The following is a 17,474-nucleotide window of genomic DNA, read 5'->3' on the forward strand; positions in this document are numbered from 1 at the left end:
TTGGTTATAAATTTTAAAGCTTTTGATTAAGATTTCGGTTTGAAAACCGCAGCCCATCCCCCGTTTCTAACAAGCCTAACTTTTAAAGTTTGCTTCGCATCTACAGAATTTGTGATCATTTTATAATCTAAACCCTGACGTGCGGCATTTACTCCATCCTCAAAGGATGTCATTTCATAATTCTCAGATTTTCCTAGAAAGTCAAGGGAAACCTCAAATTCACGCTCGTTTTCATTGTTATTAGTGATAGCCCCGGTATACCAGGTGTCTCCTTTTCGCTTTGCTAAAACCACGTACTCTCCTATTTTCGCATCGAGAATTACGGTCTCACCCCAGGTTGTAGGTACATCGGTAATAAATTGCGTACACTCGTCATTCTTATAATAGTTTGTAGGATTATCGGCAAGCATTTGCAAGCCGCTTTCAAAAACTACAAAAAGTGCCATTTGAAAAGCCCGTGTTCCCATGGCAGCAGAGTTAGGTCTTCTGCTGTAATAGATCTCGGGTTGCATGTTTATCATTCCACCCGGTGTAAAATCCATAGGCCCTACTGCATTGCGTATAAAAGGCAAATAAAGGCTATTATCTGTTGTCGCACGTTCCATTTGTTCAAGTCCCAAAACGCCTTCATAAGAGATTACATTAGGATATTTGATTTCGAGTCCGGCCGGTTTAAACGAACCGTGAAAATCTACAAACAACTTATGCTTTGCAGCCTCAGCAGCAACACGCTCATAATAATTAACCATCCACTGGTCGCTTCGATCCATAAAATCTATTTTGACACCAGCGATTCCCCATTCACTAAACTTTTCAAAAAGCTCAAAGTTCTTTTCTACTGTTAGCCAGGTAAGCCATAATACAATTTTGACATTACGTTTCTTTCCGTATTCTATCAATTCAAAAAGATCGATGGTAGGATTGGGTGTATACGGGTCGGTTGTTGATTTTGCCCAACCTTCATCCATAATGATATAAGGTATGTCATAATCAGAAGCAAAGTCAATAAAATATTTATAAGTATCCTCATTATACCCTGCTTTAAAATCCACATCGTAGGGCGATGCACCATTCCACCATTCCCAGCTTACCTGACCCGGCTTCAACCAGTCGAGATTTTTAAGAACAGTAGGCGTAGCAAGCCTTGCAGTAAGGGTGTTTGTTAAAATATCTTCATCGTTAGTTGTAATTTGAAAATAGCGCCAAGGAAAGGTTCGCTTCCCTGAGGTTTTCGCGATATAATCTGCTTCTTTTAAAATCTTTACGCTTCGGTCACCATCATCACCAAACTCCAACGGATATTTGGGAAATTCCGCAGACAATGTATTTGCTTCTTCGGTGTTGATAAACATAGCAGGATAGTCATAGAGATCTGTTTCCGAAATAAGCACGTTTACAAAATCATTTTCTAACAATACCGGTAGCGTAGACTTGTGGTTTCCGCTTTTAAACTGTGCGGTTTTTATATGTGTATAAGGGTATTCGTAAGATGTCTTAAACCAAGGGGTCTGCTGCAAATGTGCTGTGAACTCTTCAGCCATATTGACCTCAAACACTTCTGAAAGCACTTCAATATCCCCTTTTAAATCTGTGATAAAACGATAGGCCACACCATCATTCATCACCTTAAATTCAAGAGCGTAGCCTCCTTTAAACTTTAGTTCCAGACTCTCATAGCTGTAATTGATTCTGCTAAATTTTAATGCGAAAGGCAACTTATAGTCTTCATTCCCACTCTTCGTTTTTTTTGAAATTACTTTTGGCCTAGCACCCAGCATTTTATCTGATAATTCTAAACCTATTGTATTATTTTCAAAGATAGGTTTGTCGTTCTTAAAGACGCTATAGTTTATAGACTCGTCTATTGAAATTTTAAGCTCTAAATCTCCCTGAGGCGACTTCAAACTATAGTTTTGAGCATAACTCAGGCCTAAGGTTAGAAGGCTAATTACTAAGAATACTTTTTTTATCATGGTCTAAATTTGATTTTAATTAGTCTTCAACTTAAGCGTACCACCTTTTGATAATTGCTCCTGAGTGATAAAATAACCTGAAACTTCATTCCCGTTAAAGTTTATTGACTTCAATTCACGGGATGTGCCTTCTTTCTCAATGCTAAAACTGGTATTTCCTAAATTCCATTTCACAGTGTCAAAAATGGGAAGCGAAACAATATATTCATTATCTGCGGGTGAGAGTGGATATAGTCCTGAAGCTGCAAAAACATACCAGGCACTCATTTCTCCGGCATCATCCATTCCACTTAAAGCAAGGCCCTCTGCTCCTACTCCATAATAATCTTTTAGTAATATATCTATGACTTGCTGAGACTTTTCGGGCTTATCTATGAAATAATAGGCATATGGCGCCTCGTGATCAGGCTGATTGCCGTGACAATACTGACCTAAAAATCCGCTGACGTTTCGGGCTATATGTTTAGGATTCCACGGTAGAGAAAACAGCGAATCGAGCTTTTCCTCAAAAGCCTGTTCGTTTTCATAAAGCCCGACCAATCCCGGCATATCGTGAGGCACATAAAAAGACAATTGCCATGCGTTTGCCTCCCGGTACATATACTCATAATAAGGGTATTCTGCATCAAATGGGGTTATAAATGTACCGTCATCAAGCTTACCACGCATAAAATGCGTTTTAGGATCAAATACATTTATATAGTTCTTCGCTCTTTTGGCCAAATCATCAGCGTGTTCTTTGTCATTTAAAGCATTCGCTAGGATTGACAGGCTGTGATCGTCTAGTGCAAACTCAAGTGTTTTTGAAACTCCGGCTTTCGCTTTGGTCTCCACCTGAGGATTTTCGACATCCGGATCAGAAATAAAACCTTTCTCGATATACTCTTTGATATAAGGTCGCGTACCACCTTCTTTGTAAGCATTATTCAGTAGCAATTCATAAGCTTTATTAACGTCAAAATTGGTAATTCCCTTACCATAAGCCTGAGCAATAAAGGGAGCAGCGTGATCCCCGTGAAAAAAAGTGGGCATAAAACCGCTATACGAACCCTTATCTACTAAAGATTGAATGATGTCGCCGGTAACATCTGGTGAAAGCAGGCTCAGTAGTACCAATTTGTTGCGATAGGTATCCCACAATGATGGATTGGTATAATATCTAAAGCCCTTATTCTGAATTTCTCCTTTCTCATCTGAAAAGTCACCATTCACATCACTGCGCAGGGCAGGCCACTGCATACTGCGGTAGAGTGATGAATAGAAAAGTTCTTTTTCCTTTTCACTACCTCCGGAAACCTGAATCTTGTTTAAAACAGCATTCCAGATATCCTGTGCATCCTGATGTACGGTCTCAAAATCCCGATTTCCAAGCTCTTTCTGAAGGTTTTCTTTAGCATTTGCTACGCTTACAAAAGACAACCCAATTTTTAAAGTCACCGGTTTATCTTCAGCCTGTAAAACCACAATTGAATAACCATCCCGCTTCCCTTCTCCAGTGGTTTCTAAATTCTGTATCGATTCGCTAAATTCAGCATAAAAGTGAACTTTATCACCGCCGGTTCTCTGATAGCCCTCCACTGCATTAGCTTCAGCCTTCCTGATTTTCCATTCATCAACACGGTTATTGGCACGGGATAAGTCGAAAAGTACTTTATGCTCCGTATTATTATCAAAAGTATATCTATGAAAACCAGATCTTAATGAGGTGGTCAACTCTACCTTCACCTTATAATCATCCAGGTAAACACTATAATAACCGGCTGAAGCCTTTTCATTTTCCTTTTTAAAACTCGATTTGAAAGGAGCTTGCGTGTTTGCAGTAATTGGTAAAACCGGAATGTGACATAAATTCCAATGCCCCTTATTAGTATGGGTAAAACCTATTATCTCAGAATCTTCATACTCATAGCCCGCTCCACTTCCGTACTCTGTAATAGGACTTAACTGTACCATCGCATTGGGTAAAGTAGCACCAGGATACGTCAAACCTGCCCATACCCGCCATCCCGGAGGAGGGGTATAACCTATAAAATCGGGATCAGTTAGCGGCGCAGTACCGATAAACGGATTTACGTAATCAAGGGGTTGATTTAAGATTATTGCTGTTTCCTGTTTACTCCCGGTAGGTTTGCAGCCTGGGAAAGCAATTACAACTGCTAAGATTACCGGTATAAGCTGAAAACCTTTTATATACTTTGCTCTGATCATATGTTCAAATGCCTAACTTAATAGTTCAGGACGCTCTTTGTAGGTTTTCCATAAAAACTCTCCAAATAGTGTATTTGCCCAGGCAAACCAGGACCGTGTAAAGTCTTTAGGATCATTTTTATGAAAGGTCTCATGCATAAAACCGGTACCTCCGTGCGTATTTTTAAGCATCGTAATGCATTCTTTAATCTCCGCATCTGAAGTGCTGGTTAGACCTCTCATAGTGATTGCCATTGGCCAAATCATATCCATACCTACGTGCGGACCTCCTATGCCCTCGGCAGCACTACCTTTAAAAAAGAACGGATTATCTAAAGACCATACAAAATCACGGGTATTTTGATAGACAGGATCGTTTACATTGATCGCATCAAGGTAAGGCAACGACAATAAGCTCGGTACGTTTGCATCATCCATCATTAAATGGTTGCCAAAACCATCAGTCTCAAATGCATAAATTTTACCGTATTTCTCGTGTTCTGTCACCCCATATTTAGCTATTGCTTCATCCACTTCAACAGCAAGAGCTCTTAATTCGTTAGAAAGTGTTTTGTCGTCCTTAAGCACTTCAATCATTTCAGCTGCCTGATTCAGACTCACAACCGCAAAAAAGTTCGAGGGAATTAAAAAGGAATATACTGTAGAATCATCGCTGGGTCTAAAGGCACTGCAAATAAGTCCAACAGGTTTTACAGGGTATCCTTTACCTTTTAGGAATCGGGTATCTGTACCGTTTGAAGTATTACGACTAAATGTGTATGGATTGGTACCGTCTTTCTCCTGCTGATCTTTAAAGGTTTTGAGAATGGTCTTAATAGCCTTTACCCATTCACTATCAAATGGTTTTGTATCTCCCGTAGTTTTCCAATAGTTGTAGGCCAGGCGTATAGGATAGCATAAGGAATCTATCTCATACTTACGCTCATGAACGCCCGGAAGCATATCGGTATTATCAGAAGTCCACTCCCCTTTTTTATTTGGATCATTGTAAAATGCATTAGCATAAGGATCCTTCAAAATTTGTGAAGTTTGGCGATTAATAACACCAGCTATAAGATTTTTCAGGTCTTTATCCTCGTCAGCAAACTGCATATACGGCCATACCTGCGCAGAACTGTCACGCAACCACATCGCATCAATATCACCGGTAATTACATAAGTGTCCGGTTCTCCATTGACCTTTTTATAGGTTACCGTAGTATCCAACGTATTCGGGAAACAGTTGTTAAATAGCCAGGCTAATTCTTTATCGTCTGTATGTTTACTGAATTCTTTAATCGCCTTTTCGATTGCTTTACTTTCAAAATTTCGCTGGCCCTCAGGCACTCTCACTACCGGAAACTTATTAGATAGGACATTACTAAATAAGGCTGTAGGAGCTGCCAATGTGAAGCTTCCGGCCAGAGCTGTATTCTGTATAAATTTTCTTCTTTGCATAGGAATAACGTAAACTGCCATACATATTCGTATTTAGGCAGGCATTAATGAATATTTTAAAGAGTGGAAAGTTAAATAAAACGTTTTAGTATTTCAACTTAAAAAGAAAGAAGTCAGCCTTAAATAAGGACTGACCTCCAACTGAAAACAACTCAAACATTATTCAACTAAACCTTCTCCTTCAAGTTTGGCCATTGCCTCTACAAGCATAACACCACTCAACTGAGTTTTTAAATCAACTCGATTTCCTGGAGCGCTATTCCAATCAGGACTTGACAACATTCCGGGATGACTAAGTCCATTTCTGTAAAAAGTTTGCCCATTAAATATTAGGAAATCCAGAAAATCTTCCTGATTGTCCTGGGTAATATCCTCTTCTAAGATCATTTCGGTAAAATAGCGCACAAAAATTCCTTTAAAAAGACCTCCATCGCCCTGACCTTCATTTCGTAAAATCCCAGAACTGGTAAGTTGCGGGCTGGTTAATGTTGTTCTTGCTGAAAGCAGCGCATCATCCAGATACCCCTGTTCTCCGGTCTCGTTATATAATCTAAGTCCCGCTCCGATCCAGGTTCCCATATTGTAGGTGAACACCCAGTCTTTCTGAATAACCTCATTACCGTCTATCAACTGTATGTTATCCCATACGACTCCATTTTCAGGATTCACCAAATGTTCTTTTTGCCATTCATAAAGTTCTTTAGCACGGTTAAGATATTTCTCTTCGCCGGTCGCATCATACAATCGCATTCCTAATATTATAGCAGGTCCATTGGAGACCGCATTTTTAGAAAAGGGTGTATCTTTTTTCCAGGCAATTCCACCTCCCATTACATCGCTGTAACTTTCCAGAACGTCATCCCAAAGAAATTTTGCTACATCAAGGTATTCCTCATCATTAGTGGCATTATAGGCACGCATAGAACTGTTACCCAACCATAACATATCATCGTTAAATACATTGGTATAAGTACCTCCATTTTTGGACTTAATACCTCGCACCAATGCTTTCATTTTTGGAACATAAGAACCATCATCAGTACGCAAATATCCATCTACCAAAATATGCAATACGTGCGCGTTAGGCCAGTATTGAAACGTGGCATCTCCCTGATTATCGGTTACAAAAGTACCTTCAGAACCTAAATAAACTGTGTACGTAGCCTCCTGAATAGAGTCTGCGACCGCTTCCCATTCTATAGCTGCATCCTCTCCTCCGGTTAAAGCAGGATCTCTTAAAGGAATAGGATCTTCACTACAGGAAATCGATGACAATACAATTAAAACCAGCGTTACGTATTTTAAACTTTCTTTCTTTATATAAGTCATATTCATTTTTTTAAAGCACCGTAATCTCGTGAGTATATTCAGGTAGATCAGAGTTCAGATATATATTTACATCTACGTTGGCACCATTTGCTTCTCCAATAAATTTATAGGTAAAATCCCAACGTGAGTTATCGACCGGAAACATATACCAAAATGAATCAGCAGTATTTTGGTTAGGTCGTTGATTATCTTTATTAATACTTCCGAACCATTCTTCACGTGTTGCGCCATTTGTTGTAACTGTAAATCTGAACTTATATCTTTCATCAGATCCATTAAATTGAATTAATTTGTTAAGAGCTTCCCAGGATCCATTCTCTGTATAATCAAAAGAAAATAAATATTGATCGGTCGGAGAGAAGAATAGTTCAACCTTATCTATAGTTGCCATTGAGGTAGTACCATCACTGAAGTCCATTCGAATTCGGTAAACAGCTGCTGTTCCTGTAAAAGTAGTTTCTCCATCCTTTTTAATTTTATCATCTGTACCAATGTAAAAGCTCTCAGGCTCCCCGGTGTTGCGCGTTACAAATTTGTAAGAACCTGATTCTAAACGGGTATATATTTCAAAAGTGGAAGGACCTGTTTTTACAAAATTCTGTGCAGCAGACAAATCTGCACCTCCTTCAGTTGCAGATCCTGTAAGGAACAATTCATCCGGCGTAGGAAAACCAGCCGGGCGTTCTACTTCAATTGTTCGTATTTCTGCAGATTCCTTGATATCAAGTCCTTTAGAACTCCAAACCCTCCATTGCAGTTTTCCAGTTTCTTCAGCAGCTATACCAGCCATACCGGCTATTTCATTGAGTTTGGTAAATGATAATGTGAGTTTATTATCAAAGCCTTTACCGTTTGATGGGATTACATACAGAGGCTCTGAAAAATCTCCTCCCTCCTCATCAAATACCACTTCATACATAACAACTCCATTATCAGCAGATTTTGAAGCCTGCCATTCAAATACTGTAGAACTTGAAGCACCCAGATTAAAAAATTTGTTGTTCTCAGGCGTATACAATGCTTCCACTTCAGAAACCTCTGCTACATTCAACGACTCATCATCTTCACAAGCTGTAAAAACGGCTACAAAAGCAATTAGAGCGGTCATTTTGGTTATTATATTTTTCATAACTAGAATATTTAATTGTTTTAATACTTTTTAAAGGATTACCATCCGGGATTTTGACTAAGATTTGGGTTAATGAGTCGCTCATCTCGCGGTATGGGCCATAGATAATGTCTTGAGGCGTCAAAAGTTCTTAAATTGACCCTTAAATAACCGTCATCTATATCATCTGGTCCAAATTGTGCACCATGAGCATATCCATTTAATACATCTTCAGCTGTTTCCCATCTGCGTATATCGAATATGCGTAGTCCTTCTAGTGCAAGTTCAACGCGTCTCTCATTACGAATTTCCTCACGCATTTCCTGATCGTTTAATCCGGAAGGATAATTTAGTGCAGCAGGATCAGTAAAGCCCGCACGTTCTCTTAATAAAGCGATGGTTTCATCCCAAACGGTTTCAGAAAACGCACCCAGTTCGTGTTTCGCTTCAGCATACATTAACAAAACATCAGCATAGCGAATAAGCATAAGATTGGTGCTTATTGCAAGGCCTGCTTCGTGGTTGGGATCAAAATATTTTCTAACATAGTAGCCGGTAGAAGTTGTTGATCCGCCTGGAGCATACTCATCTGTTGCATCGTCAGGATCTGAACCCGGTTCTATATAAATGGTGCTCGTACCCTCTAAATCCTGCCACTGGTAGTTGTCATAGACTATGGTTGCTATAAGCCTGGGATCCCTGTTTTCATAGGGACTATCTTCAGACCACCCACTTCCCGGCTCATCAATAGCGCTTCCGTTAAGGGTTAAATAACTATCTACTAATTCTTGCGTTGGAGCAAGTGAATTTACACGTCCACCAACCGATATGGGAACCATATCAAAAAGTTCACCCCAGGTTCTATCTATAGGTGCATATTGAAGACTTAAAATATCTTCTGAACTGTATTGGTTTTGATTTGAAAACAAACCCGAATACGAATTGAAAAGTTCATAATCTCCTACATTTCCATTCATTATCATTTCGCAATAGGTCACAACCTGAGACCAGTTGCCTTCATATAAATGAACTCTTGCCAAAAAAGCTGCAACCGCCCCTTTACTGATGCGTCCACGTTCTGCATTAGAGTAACTGGATTTGACCGGAATATCATCCATAATATCTGTGAGCTCATCCAGAATAAAGGTTAGTACATCTTCGCGAGGAGTACGTGTGATGCTAAGAGCTTCTTCAAGTGAAGGATCACTTTCAAGCAACGGAATATCTCCAAACCAGGTCATCAAATAAAAGTGTTGCCAGGCTCTCAGAAAACGTGCTTCAGCCTTCATCCGTGCCCTTACATCTTCATCCATATCAGGAACCCGGTCTATATTTGCTAATATTAAATTGGTCGTCTTAATCCCGGCATAACGCCCATCCCATTCTGCCTGCATTCTGCCAAGTGAAGAATCATACGTTCCTGAAGCAATGGAAGCTGCCCCCGCAATATCTCCTCTGCCATTATAGGCATTATCAGATAGCGCTTCATTATAAAAGAAATACTGACTATTCATCATTTGTGAATAGGCTGTATTAAGAAATGTTTGCGCTTTCTCTGTTGAAGTCCAGTAGGTCTCGTCTGTAAATGTATTTTCAGGAACCAGATCCAGCTTTTCACAATTCGTGAACAGCAAGGCTAAACTGAGTCCAAAAAGTATTCTGTAACTGTATTTTTTCATATCTGTCGCTTGTATTAAAAGGTAATATCTAATCCTAAACCATAGTAAATCAAAGTAGGATAAGCACGGGCACTGTTAGCACCACCGTTATTCAGGTTTGAATCAAATTCTGAAAGTTCAGGATCAAGCCAGTCTGTTTTTGCCAGAGTGAGTAAGTTTGAGCCAGACAGGTAAAAACGTGCTTTTTGTATACCTACAGACTCTGTACTGCTTTGAGGTATAGTGTATCCCAACTGCACATTTTTTAAACGGGCATAGGCACCGTCGAAAAGGTACATATCAGATCCACGTCTATAATTGTTGGTGATTGATTGTGTACCATTATTGGCCAGGCGTGGGAAGTACGCGTCAGTGTTCTGAGGAGTCCAGTAATCTAATTGATGCGTATACATAGTTGCGCCGTAATTAAAGTGGAAAGGCTCTACCTGCTCACCACGCACCATCATGGTACGCTTACCTACGCCCTGCACGAAAACACTTAAGTCAAAGCCTTTAACTTCTACATTATACGTAAGACCAAATGTGTATCGCGGAAATGGGTTTCCGAAAATGAATTTATCATCATCATCAATGACCCCGTCTTCATTAAGGTCTACATATTTGTTATCTCCCGGAACCGGAGAAAGCCCTACAGGTACCGCGCTATTTTCAATCTCTTCAAAACTCTGGAAGATTCCTGCGCGCTTCAAACCTACATAAGATCTGTAGGGTACGCCTTCTCTAAGTATTACTTGTAATTCTTCAACACCTCTTAAAATCTCATTGCCCTGAAAATCCAGAACCTCGTTTTGCGTATCTCCAATATTTGCGGTAAGCGTATGACTAAACAGTTTCCCGGTATGACGGTATGTTGCAGAAAGTTCCCATCCATAACTTCTAACTTCACCGGCATTAAAATCAGGAAGTCCCGTACCGTAAACTCCAGGCACTGCCGGAGCTACAAGAATATCTCTTGTGATTTTATTAAACCAGTCAAACGAAACATAAAGTGACTTATTGAAGAAATCAAGATCAACACCTAAATTCAGCGTCGCTGCTCGCTCCCATTGCAAGTCTGGGTTGGCAAAATTGTAACCCGTACCACTTACGGCTTCATTATTATAAGCGTATGCGTTTTGAAATGTAAAATAGGTTGTTTGATATTGAAAATCACCCACATTCTGGTTTCCTAACACTCCATACGATCCTCTAAATTTTACACCTCCATAGTTTTCCTTATAATTCTCAAGAAAATCTTCATTGGTAACATTATAAATTAATGAAGCTGAAGGGAAGAATCCCCATCTCAGATCTTTTCTGAATTTTGAAGAACCATCATATCTAAAACTAAACTCAGCAGTATACCGGTCATCAAATGTATATGATGCCCTTCCAAAGGCAGAATTCAAACTATTTTTTGATGAACTCTGATTAGAGTTATATGAACCTTCACTAATTGTGGTCTCACTTACAGGTGTTCCTAAGTCGGGATCTGTATTAATTCTAAAAATTCCTATTCCTCTGTCGCTATGGTTTTCATTAGACACTCCTAACAAAACATTTAAATCATGTTTATTAGCAAAAGTATTCGTGTACTCTGCAATCAACTGGGTATTTAAATCCAGACTTTTTCGCATTTCATCCCGCGTATCTCTGTTTTCACCATATACACCCCCGGGAATAAAATCTACTCTCTTGGTTCTTGAATACAGGGAGTTGTTATACAGGCGACCACCAAAAACACCACGTATTTTAAATTTATCAGTAATAGCGTATTGCAAAGAAAGTGATCCAAATAAGTCATCATTATCATAATGTCTAAATCCACCCTGTTCCAAAATTCCTAAAGGGTTAAATTGCCCAAGCACATCATTTGTCAGGTAATTACCCTCTTCATCTTTTTGTCTATAATAAAGCGGAGTCCTAAAAGCATCAACCATTAGAGTCCCGGTGCTAAATGAATGATCTTTTATCTTTTGTTTAGCGTAGGCAAGTGTTGTCTCAATTCTAAATTTCTCATACTCACTGGTCAGATTGATTCTATAATTGTACCGTTTTAGCCCTTTTTCAGGTCCCACAAATATGCTTTTCTCATCTGTATAACCTATGGAAGCTCTATATGTGGTGTTCTCGTTTCCTCCCGAAATAGCAAAGCTGTGATTTTGCATTAAAGCAGGCTGTACAATTTCTTCTGCAAACCATTCTTCAGAACCGTTTTCACGTAATTCACGTATTTGTTCAGGAGTAAAAACAGCACTGCTTACTCCATCAGAATTAAATGCTGCCTCATTCCGCAGGATTGCATTCTCATAACCCTCAACAGGTCTGGTAAAAAAGTGTGGATTATTAATCCCACTCAATCCATTGTATTGAACGGTCATCGCTCTTCCCTTGTTTCCTTTTTTAGTTGTAATTAATACTACACCATTGTTAGCACGCGAACCATAAATTGCGGCACTACCTGCATCCTTCAAAACCGATACACTTTCAATATCTGAAGGATTTAAGCTGTTGAGGTCACCTCCTACTATACCGTCAATAACAATTAGGGGACTGTTATTACCCAAAGTACTGATCCCTCGTATATTGATATTGAGAGGAGCACCTGGTTCAGAATTACGCTGCTGAATAGTCAGACCCGGAGCTTTCCCCTGTAACGATTGCGTAACGTTGGCTGAAGAACGACCATCAAAAGCTTCCTGAGTAATTTGATCAACTGCACCGGCCACTTTAGAACGTACCTGTGTTCCATAACCAACCACTACAACCTCTTCGAGACTTGCGACATCATCTTCTAGAACGACATCGATATCGCTTTGCGCACCAACTTCCAACTCAATCGTTTTCATTCCAACAAAAGAAAAAACGAGAACACTTTCTGGACCAGATACTGACAATGAGAAGTTACCATCAAAATCAGTTTGGGTTCCATTACTCGTACCCTTTTCCAAAACGGTTACGCCTGGTATGGGCGCGGCGTTTGCGTCTGTCACTACACCCTGAACTGTTTTTTCCTGAGCATATGTGTAATGCACAAACAGCATTAGAAAAGCGATGAGTGCAAAACGATTCCTTGTACTAATGCCTACAAATGGCACATCTAATAATTTGTTTTTTTTCATTGATTACTAATTGGTTTAACACCTCATTAACATTGCGTAAATATAAGTAAAACGTTTTACCTATAAAATGAATTCATCTTTTTTTTGTTCGTACATATTTACAATATAATATTCTTTTATTATTTCAATCTATTTGGAGTAGTTATAAAAATTTAGGAGGTAGCATCAATCAATTTGAAACCAAGCTGTGTTAGGCTCCTTACCAAGCTTATACTTTAACTTAATGTCTTTCTTTAGTTTTTGAAGACTGATGCTGTTACTATGATACGCGTTTCCATCAAGCAATAATTCCTGAATGTAATAGTTATTATGCCGATTGTTATCGGTCTCAATCGTAACGGTACTGCCCCATCCGGTGGTAATTTCTACTTCGTCAAATAATGGAGTGGTTAGTTGAAAGGATGGGTCTATCTCCACAAGTCCTTTCATATCAAATAAGCCCATCGCAGCCATATTATACCAGGCGCCTAGCTGCCCCTGATCTTCATCCTGACCGTAGCCATAACCATGTACGGGTTCAGTACCATAAAATTCATCGCAAATTCTACGCACCCATTTCTGACTTAGCCATGGCTTGTTTGTAAAATTAAAAAGGTACGGGATGTGCAAATTGGGTTGATTACCCTGATTGTATAGATAGTTAAGCCCGGCAAAAGCATCAATATCCTCACCTCCAAACTTGGTCTTTTCTGATACGGTAAAAATTGAATCCAAGCGCTTTACAAATTTCTCCTCTCCCATCTTTTCTACTAACTGATCCGGTTGATGAGGTACATAAAAAGTATATTGCCACGCATTCCCCTCCTGATAACCTACCCAAGGTTCAAATGGATCAAAATTGTTTAAATAATTGCCTTCGGTATCCTTCGGACGAATAAAATCAGTTTGCGCATCATATAGATTTTTCCAATTATCTGCTAGTTGCATCAATTCCTGATACTCCTTTTCTTTTCCTAAAGCTTTAGCAAACTGGGCAACAGCATAGGAACTGTAACAGTATTCTAAAGTATGCGATACTGAAAAAGCAGAACCTTCAGGTGTGGTGTCCCATCCCGGCTGATAGACAATGTAGCCGTCATTAATAAATCCTTTTAGATCGGTCTTACCAGCACCTTCAATTCGGTCTTTATAACGGACTTCATTTTCGTAGGCAGCTTTGAAGGCAAGTTCCACATCATAATCGCGTATTCCTGACTGATACGCTGAAGCGATGATAAGGCTAACAAAATTTGTTCCTACTCCCGACACAAATCGGGAATTGGCAAGGCCGTCGCCTAACCATCCGGAATTTTTATATACAGCTAAGTGGGTTTGAACCAAATCATTGTAGTATTCCGGCCAGGCAATTGTCCACAATTGAGTTAAATTCCAAAAACCTCCCCAAATTGCATCGGTATTGTAAAAATTGAAGGTAGGATTACCTGAATTATCTAATGGAATTTGCCCAACACTTCCATCATTTTCAGGGAACTGACCATTTACATCACTGGCAAGTCCTCTTCCCAAAAGAGCGTGATAAAGGCCGGTATAAAACTTTACTTTATTAGTTTGTGAAGAATCTGTTACTTTAATTTTTGAAAGTTCGCCTTCCCAAATTTCACGTGCACTGGCAAGAGCTTCATCAAAGGATAAATCTTTTGCTTCAGCCTCCATATTTGCTTCTGCATTTTCCAGGGAAGTATATGAAAATCCTGCTTTGATCTCAATAGATTCATCTTGTTCGGTATTAAAACGTAAATAAAGTCCAACACCCTCACCACTATTTTGAAGCACGTCTTTAAAGTGCTTTTCGTGAATGAAAGTCCCGGCTTCTACCGGTTTTTTATTGACCTTACCGGCAACAAACATTTTTACTTCGGCCCCCTCCTGGTATTTTTGAACATACTTGGGATAGGTAGAGACCCAACCCGTGAAGGTTTGGTTTTCGGGATTATAACTTACTTCCGCGTTTTTGACGTCACCACTCTCACCCAATTCATTTCCAATATCCAGAATAACGTAAGAACTATCGCTGGCAGGATACGTGTATTTATGAAAACCTACACGCCTGGTTGCGGTAAGTTCGGCGGTAACCTCGTAATCCTTTAGCCTTACTTTGTAATAACCCGGACTCGCAAGTTCATCTTCCCGATCAAAGCGGCTTCTATAACCTGAGTCAGGATTCTCAATAGCGCCCGGAATGGTTTGTAATTTTCCGGTGATGCCAGTAAATAAGAATCCACCTATCTGAAATTCGTGCAGATTTGCAAATCCCTCTATCGTAGTATCTCTGGAGTCATAACCGGTTGCTTCCCATCCCTGCTCATTTCCCAGGCTTCCGTTAGTAGAAGGGCCCAATTTTGCCATTCCAAAAGGTAATGCCCCAGGCGTATAGAAAAACCAACGGCTATGCGCTGTACCAATATTTGGATCAACATATTGCGAATACGTATCCTGTTCATTCTCCTGCTCATTAGCATTCTCAGGATTCTGACACGAAACAATTACTAACAGACAAATAAATAATAACTTAAACATGCTTTAGTTTTTAAGTTTAAAATAAGTTGTACACACGTAAACAGCTGAAATCACCAACACCAGGAAACTCCATTGAATACCATATACATTTGTGATTAGCCCCATAAGTGGCGGAATAATGGCGCCGCCCACCACAGCCATAATCATTAGACCGGAAAGTTCGTTGGCACGTTGAGGCATTTTACTTACGCTTAGCGAAAAGACTAGCGGGAATAAGTTTCCCGAACTTAATCCGATCAGAAAAATCAAGGCAAAAGATACTTCCAGAGAAACTGAAAAAAGCAGACCAACAATCAGCACTGCGGTAATTAATGAAGACCCTACCAAAAACTTCAACGTATTTATTCTTGAAAAAATTACGGCGCCAAAAAAACGGCTGATCATCAGTGCGGCGAAATAAATACTAATGCCTATTGAGGCCTTTTCCAGGCTTACTCCAAACTGTTGCGTTAGCAGATTTTGAATATTCGTATTCATGCCTACATCTATTCCTACAATCAAAAAGATGGCTAAAACCACAAGGGCAACAAATGGATTTTTTAAAAGACGTAAGGAAGAACTAAAAGTCGCCTTCACTTCTGATGTTGTCTCTTCAACAGGTGTTAGAAACAGCCAGCTACCTACAATTACAGAAGTAATCCCATATACCAGAAATACCAGTTTCCAATCCCCATAATTAGCGACCATAAATGTAGTGATGAGAGGACCTAACAGGGAGCTTATTGCCTTTATAAATTGTGATAAGCTCATATAACTTGAAAAGCGTTTTTCGCTTACCACGTCTTGCAGCAACGGATTTGAAGCAACCTGAATGATTGTATTTCCTATTCCTAAAAGCACAAAACTGAGCAGTAGTATGGGATACGAGTAGATCACAAAAGGTAAAAACATTCCACCTGCCGTAAATGCTATTCCCGAAAGCAAGACATTCTTTTTACCCATATTGTGTTGCAAAACAGCAATAGGAATTGAAAGAATAAAAAACCATATAAAAACCATGGAAGGTAAAAGCTGGGACATTTCGGGCGAAAGATTAAAATCGCGTTTTGCAAAACCGGTTGAAACGCCCACAATATCTACAAAGCCCATCACTACATAACACAGCAGCACAGGTATAATTACTTTAGATTTTGAAGCTGTATTTCTCATCACATCATTTTAAGGGTGTCTTCAAGGTCTGAGTAATACTGATCTTCCAGTAAAAGGGCACTGCCTATGAGCGCAGACTCTTCTCCCAACTTTGAAACATATATTTTATCCAGGAAATCAAGTTCGGCTTTCAGTTCTTCCTTAAAAAATTCAAACGCTTTAGAAATATTACCGCCCAAAACGAGTACCTGAGCATCAAAATCGTTTAAGTACGGCTTTAAGAAATTACCAAGTCTTTTTCCAAAATTTACTAAAATAAGTCTGGCGACTTCTTCCCTATTTGCACGATCGCAGATTGCTTTTACATCCTTTAAATCTTCCCCGGTTCGGTCCAGATAAGCCTTTACTATACCGCGGGTAGAGAATAAATCGTCTGCCAATTCATTTTTGTAATATTGATTATAGAGATACCCACTTGGTGGTACATTTGGATCTTTTACAATGGGTTTTGCATTACGTGTAAAACCCGCTCCCAGCCCGGTACCTAAAGTAATTGCCACTACGTTATCGTAAGCAGCAGCCTCACCGATTAGCGCTTCAGCAATTGAAAACGCAGAGGCATCATTGATAAATCGTACTTTAGAAGGATGAACATGTAATCTTGAGGCTAATTCAGATTTAAGGTTTACTCCAAACAAGGATTGCAATTTATCAACATCCTGAATAAGGCTAATCCCTTCGTAATAATCAAACGGGCCAGGCATTGCAATGCCAATACCAGCTATGGGATTAGTTTGTTTTTTTAATGATGCACGCAAAGTAGCAGTCCAGATCTCAAGAATTTCTTCTTTTGAAGCGTAAGGATCTATTTTTTCATGGCTAATTGTTTCCCTTATCAAATTCTTCTTCTCAAGATTGAAAACACCTGCCGTTATATGACTCCCTCCTATATCTACTCCTAAACTATACATGAAATACTGTTAGATAAATTTTGCATCTGCTGTAACACCTTCTCAAACTAAATCGTTGTAGG

General features: G+C 39.4%; 10 protein-coding genes. All 10 read right to left on the minus strand.

Going from position 1 to position 17,474, the window contains the following annotated elements; genetic code table 11:
• Window positions 1–26 precede the first annotated feature (26 nt).
• The 10 genes from ACSSS3_RS17695 to ACSSS3_RS17740 all read right to left on the minus strand — a co-directional run bounded on the left by ACSSS3_RS17695 (window position 27) and on the right by ACSSS3_RS17740 (window position 17,412).
• Window positions 27–1,973, minus strand: coding sequence for a glycoside hydrolase family 97 protein (locus ACSSS3_RS17695; protein ID WP_442845745.1), 1,947 nt, complete (start codon window positions 1,971–1,973; stop codon window positions 27–29).
• Between the two features lie 15 nt (window positions 1,974–1,988).
• Window positions 1,989–4,181: a GH92 family glycosyl hydrolase gene (locus ACSSS3_RS17700; protein WP_442845746.1), complete on the minus strand. Its 2,193-nt coding sequence runs from the start codon at window positions 4,179–4,181 to the stop codon at window positions 1,989–1,991.
• 12 nt (window positions 4,182–4,193) lie between these two features.
• Window positions 4,194–5,618: a glycoside hydrolase family 125 protein gene (locus ACSSS3_RS17705; protein WP_442847439.1), complete on the minus strand. Its 1,425-nt coding sequence runs from the start codon at window positions 5,616–5,618 to the stop codon at window positions 4,194–4,196.
• Between the two features lie 159 nt (window positions 5,619–5,777).
• Window positions 5,778–6,947: a glycoside hydrolase family 76 protein gene (locus ACSSS3_RS17710; protein WP_442845747.1), complete on the minus strand. Its 1,170-nt coding sequence runs from the start codon at window positions 6,945–6,947 to the stop codon at window positions 5,778–5,780.
• Between the two features lie 10 nt (window positions 6,948–6,957).
• The gene (locus tag ACSSS3_RS17715) at window positions 6,958–8,076 is read right to left on the minus strand and encodes a SusE domain-containing protein (RefSeq protein WP_442845748.1); all 1,119 of its coding nucleotides are present in this window, start codon (window positions 8,074–8,076) and stop codon (window positions 6,958–6,960) included.
• A gap of 38 nt (window positions 8,077–8,114) precedes the next feature.
• Entirely contained in the window at window positions 8,115–9,734 is a 1,620-nt protein-coding gene (locus ACSSS3_RS17720; RefSeq protein ID WP_442845749.1) for a RagB/SusD family nutrient uptake outer membrane protein, read from the minus strand.
• 14 nt (window positions 9,735–9,748) lie between these two features.
• Window positions 9,749–12,835, minus strand: coding sequence for a SusC/RagA family TonB-linked outer membrane protein (locus tag ACSSS3_RS17725; RefSeq protein ID WP_442845750.1), 3,087 nt, complete (start codon window positions 12,833–12,835; stop codon window positions 9,749–9,751).
• A gap of 165 nt (window positions 12,836–13,000) precedes the next feature.
• A complete protein-coding gene (locus tag ACSSS3_RS17730) occupies window positions 13,001–15,352 on the minus strand; it encodes a GH92 family glycosyl hydrolase (protein WP_442845751.1) in 2,352 nt (783 codons plus the stop codon).
• 3 nt (window positions 15,353–15,355) lie between these two features.
• Complete coding sequence (locus tag ACSSS3_RS17735) at window positions 15,356–16,501, minus strand: MFS transporter (RefSeq protein WP_442845752.1); 1,146 nt, start codon at window positions 16,499–16,501, stop codon at window positions 15,356–15,358.
• Entirely contained in the window at window positions 16,501–17,412 is a 912-nt protein-coding gene (locus ACSSS3_RS17740; protein ID WP_442845753.1) for an ROK family protein, read from the minus strand. Before ACSSS3_RS17740 ends, ACSSS3_RS17735 begins: the two co-directional genes overlap by 1 nt.
• Window positions 17,413–17,474 lie beyond the last annotated feature (62 nt).

Origin of the sequence: Leeuwenhoekiella sp. H156 (genome assembly GCF_052218455.1) — a bacterium.
GTDB classification, from domain to species: Bacteria; Bacteroidota; Bacteroidia; order Flavobacteriales; family Flavobacteriaceae; genus Leeuwenhoekiella; species Leeuwenhoekiella parthenopeia.

What these genes read in the sequence shown, in the direction of transcription:
- ACSSS3_RS17715 (WP_442845748.1), bottom strand. Translation starts at nt 8,076, where the DNA reads ATGAAAAATATAATAACCAAAATGACCGCTCTAATTGCTTTTGTAGCC.
- ACSSS3_RS17700 (WP_442845746.1), bottom strand. Translation starts at nt 4,181, where the DNA reads ATGATCAGAGCAAAGTATATAAAAGGTTTTCAGCTTATACCGGTAATC.
- ACSSS3_RS17730 (WP_442845751.1), bottom strand. Translation starts at nt 15,352, where the DNA reads ATGTTTAAGTTATTATTTATTTGTCTGTTAGTAATTGTTTCGTGTCAG.
- ACSSS3_RS17735 (WP_442845752.1), bottom strand. Translation starts at nt 16,501, where the DNA reads ATGAGAAATACAGCTTCAAAATCTAAAGTAATTATACCTGTGCTGCTG.
- ACSSS3_RS17740 (WP_442845753.1), bottom strand. Translation starts at nt 17,412, where the DNA reads ATGTATAGTTTAGGAGTAGATATAGGAGGGAGTCATATAACGGCAGGT.
- ACSSS3_RS17695 (WP_442845745.1), bottom strand. Translation starts at nt 1,973, where the DNA reads ATGATAAAAAAAGTATTCTTAGTAATTAGCCTTCTAACCTTAGGCCTG.
- ACSSS3_RS17720 (WP_442845749.1), bottom strand. Translation starts at nt 9,734, where the DNA reads ATGAAAAAATACAGTTACAGAATACTTTTTGGACTCAGTTTAGCCTTG.
- ACSSS3_RS17725 (WP_442845750.1), bottom strand. Translation starts at nt 12,835, where the DNA reads ATGAAAAAAAACAAATTATTAGATGTGCCATTTGTAGGCATTAGTACA.
- ACSSS3_RS17705 (WP_442847439.1), bottom strand. Translation starts at nt 5,618, where the DNA reads ATGCAAAGAAGAAAATTTATACAGAATACAGCTCTGGCCGGAAGCTTC.
- ACSSS3_RS17710 (WP_442845747.1), bottom strand. Translation starts at nt 6,947, where the DNA reads ATGACTTATATAAAGAAAGAAAGTTTAAAATACGTAACGCTGGTTTTA.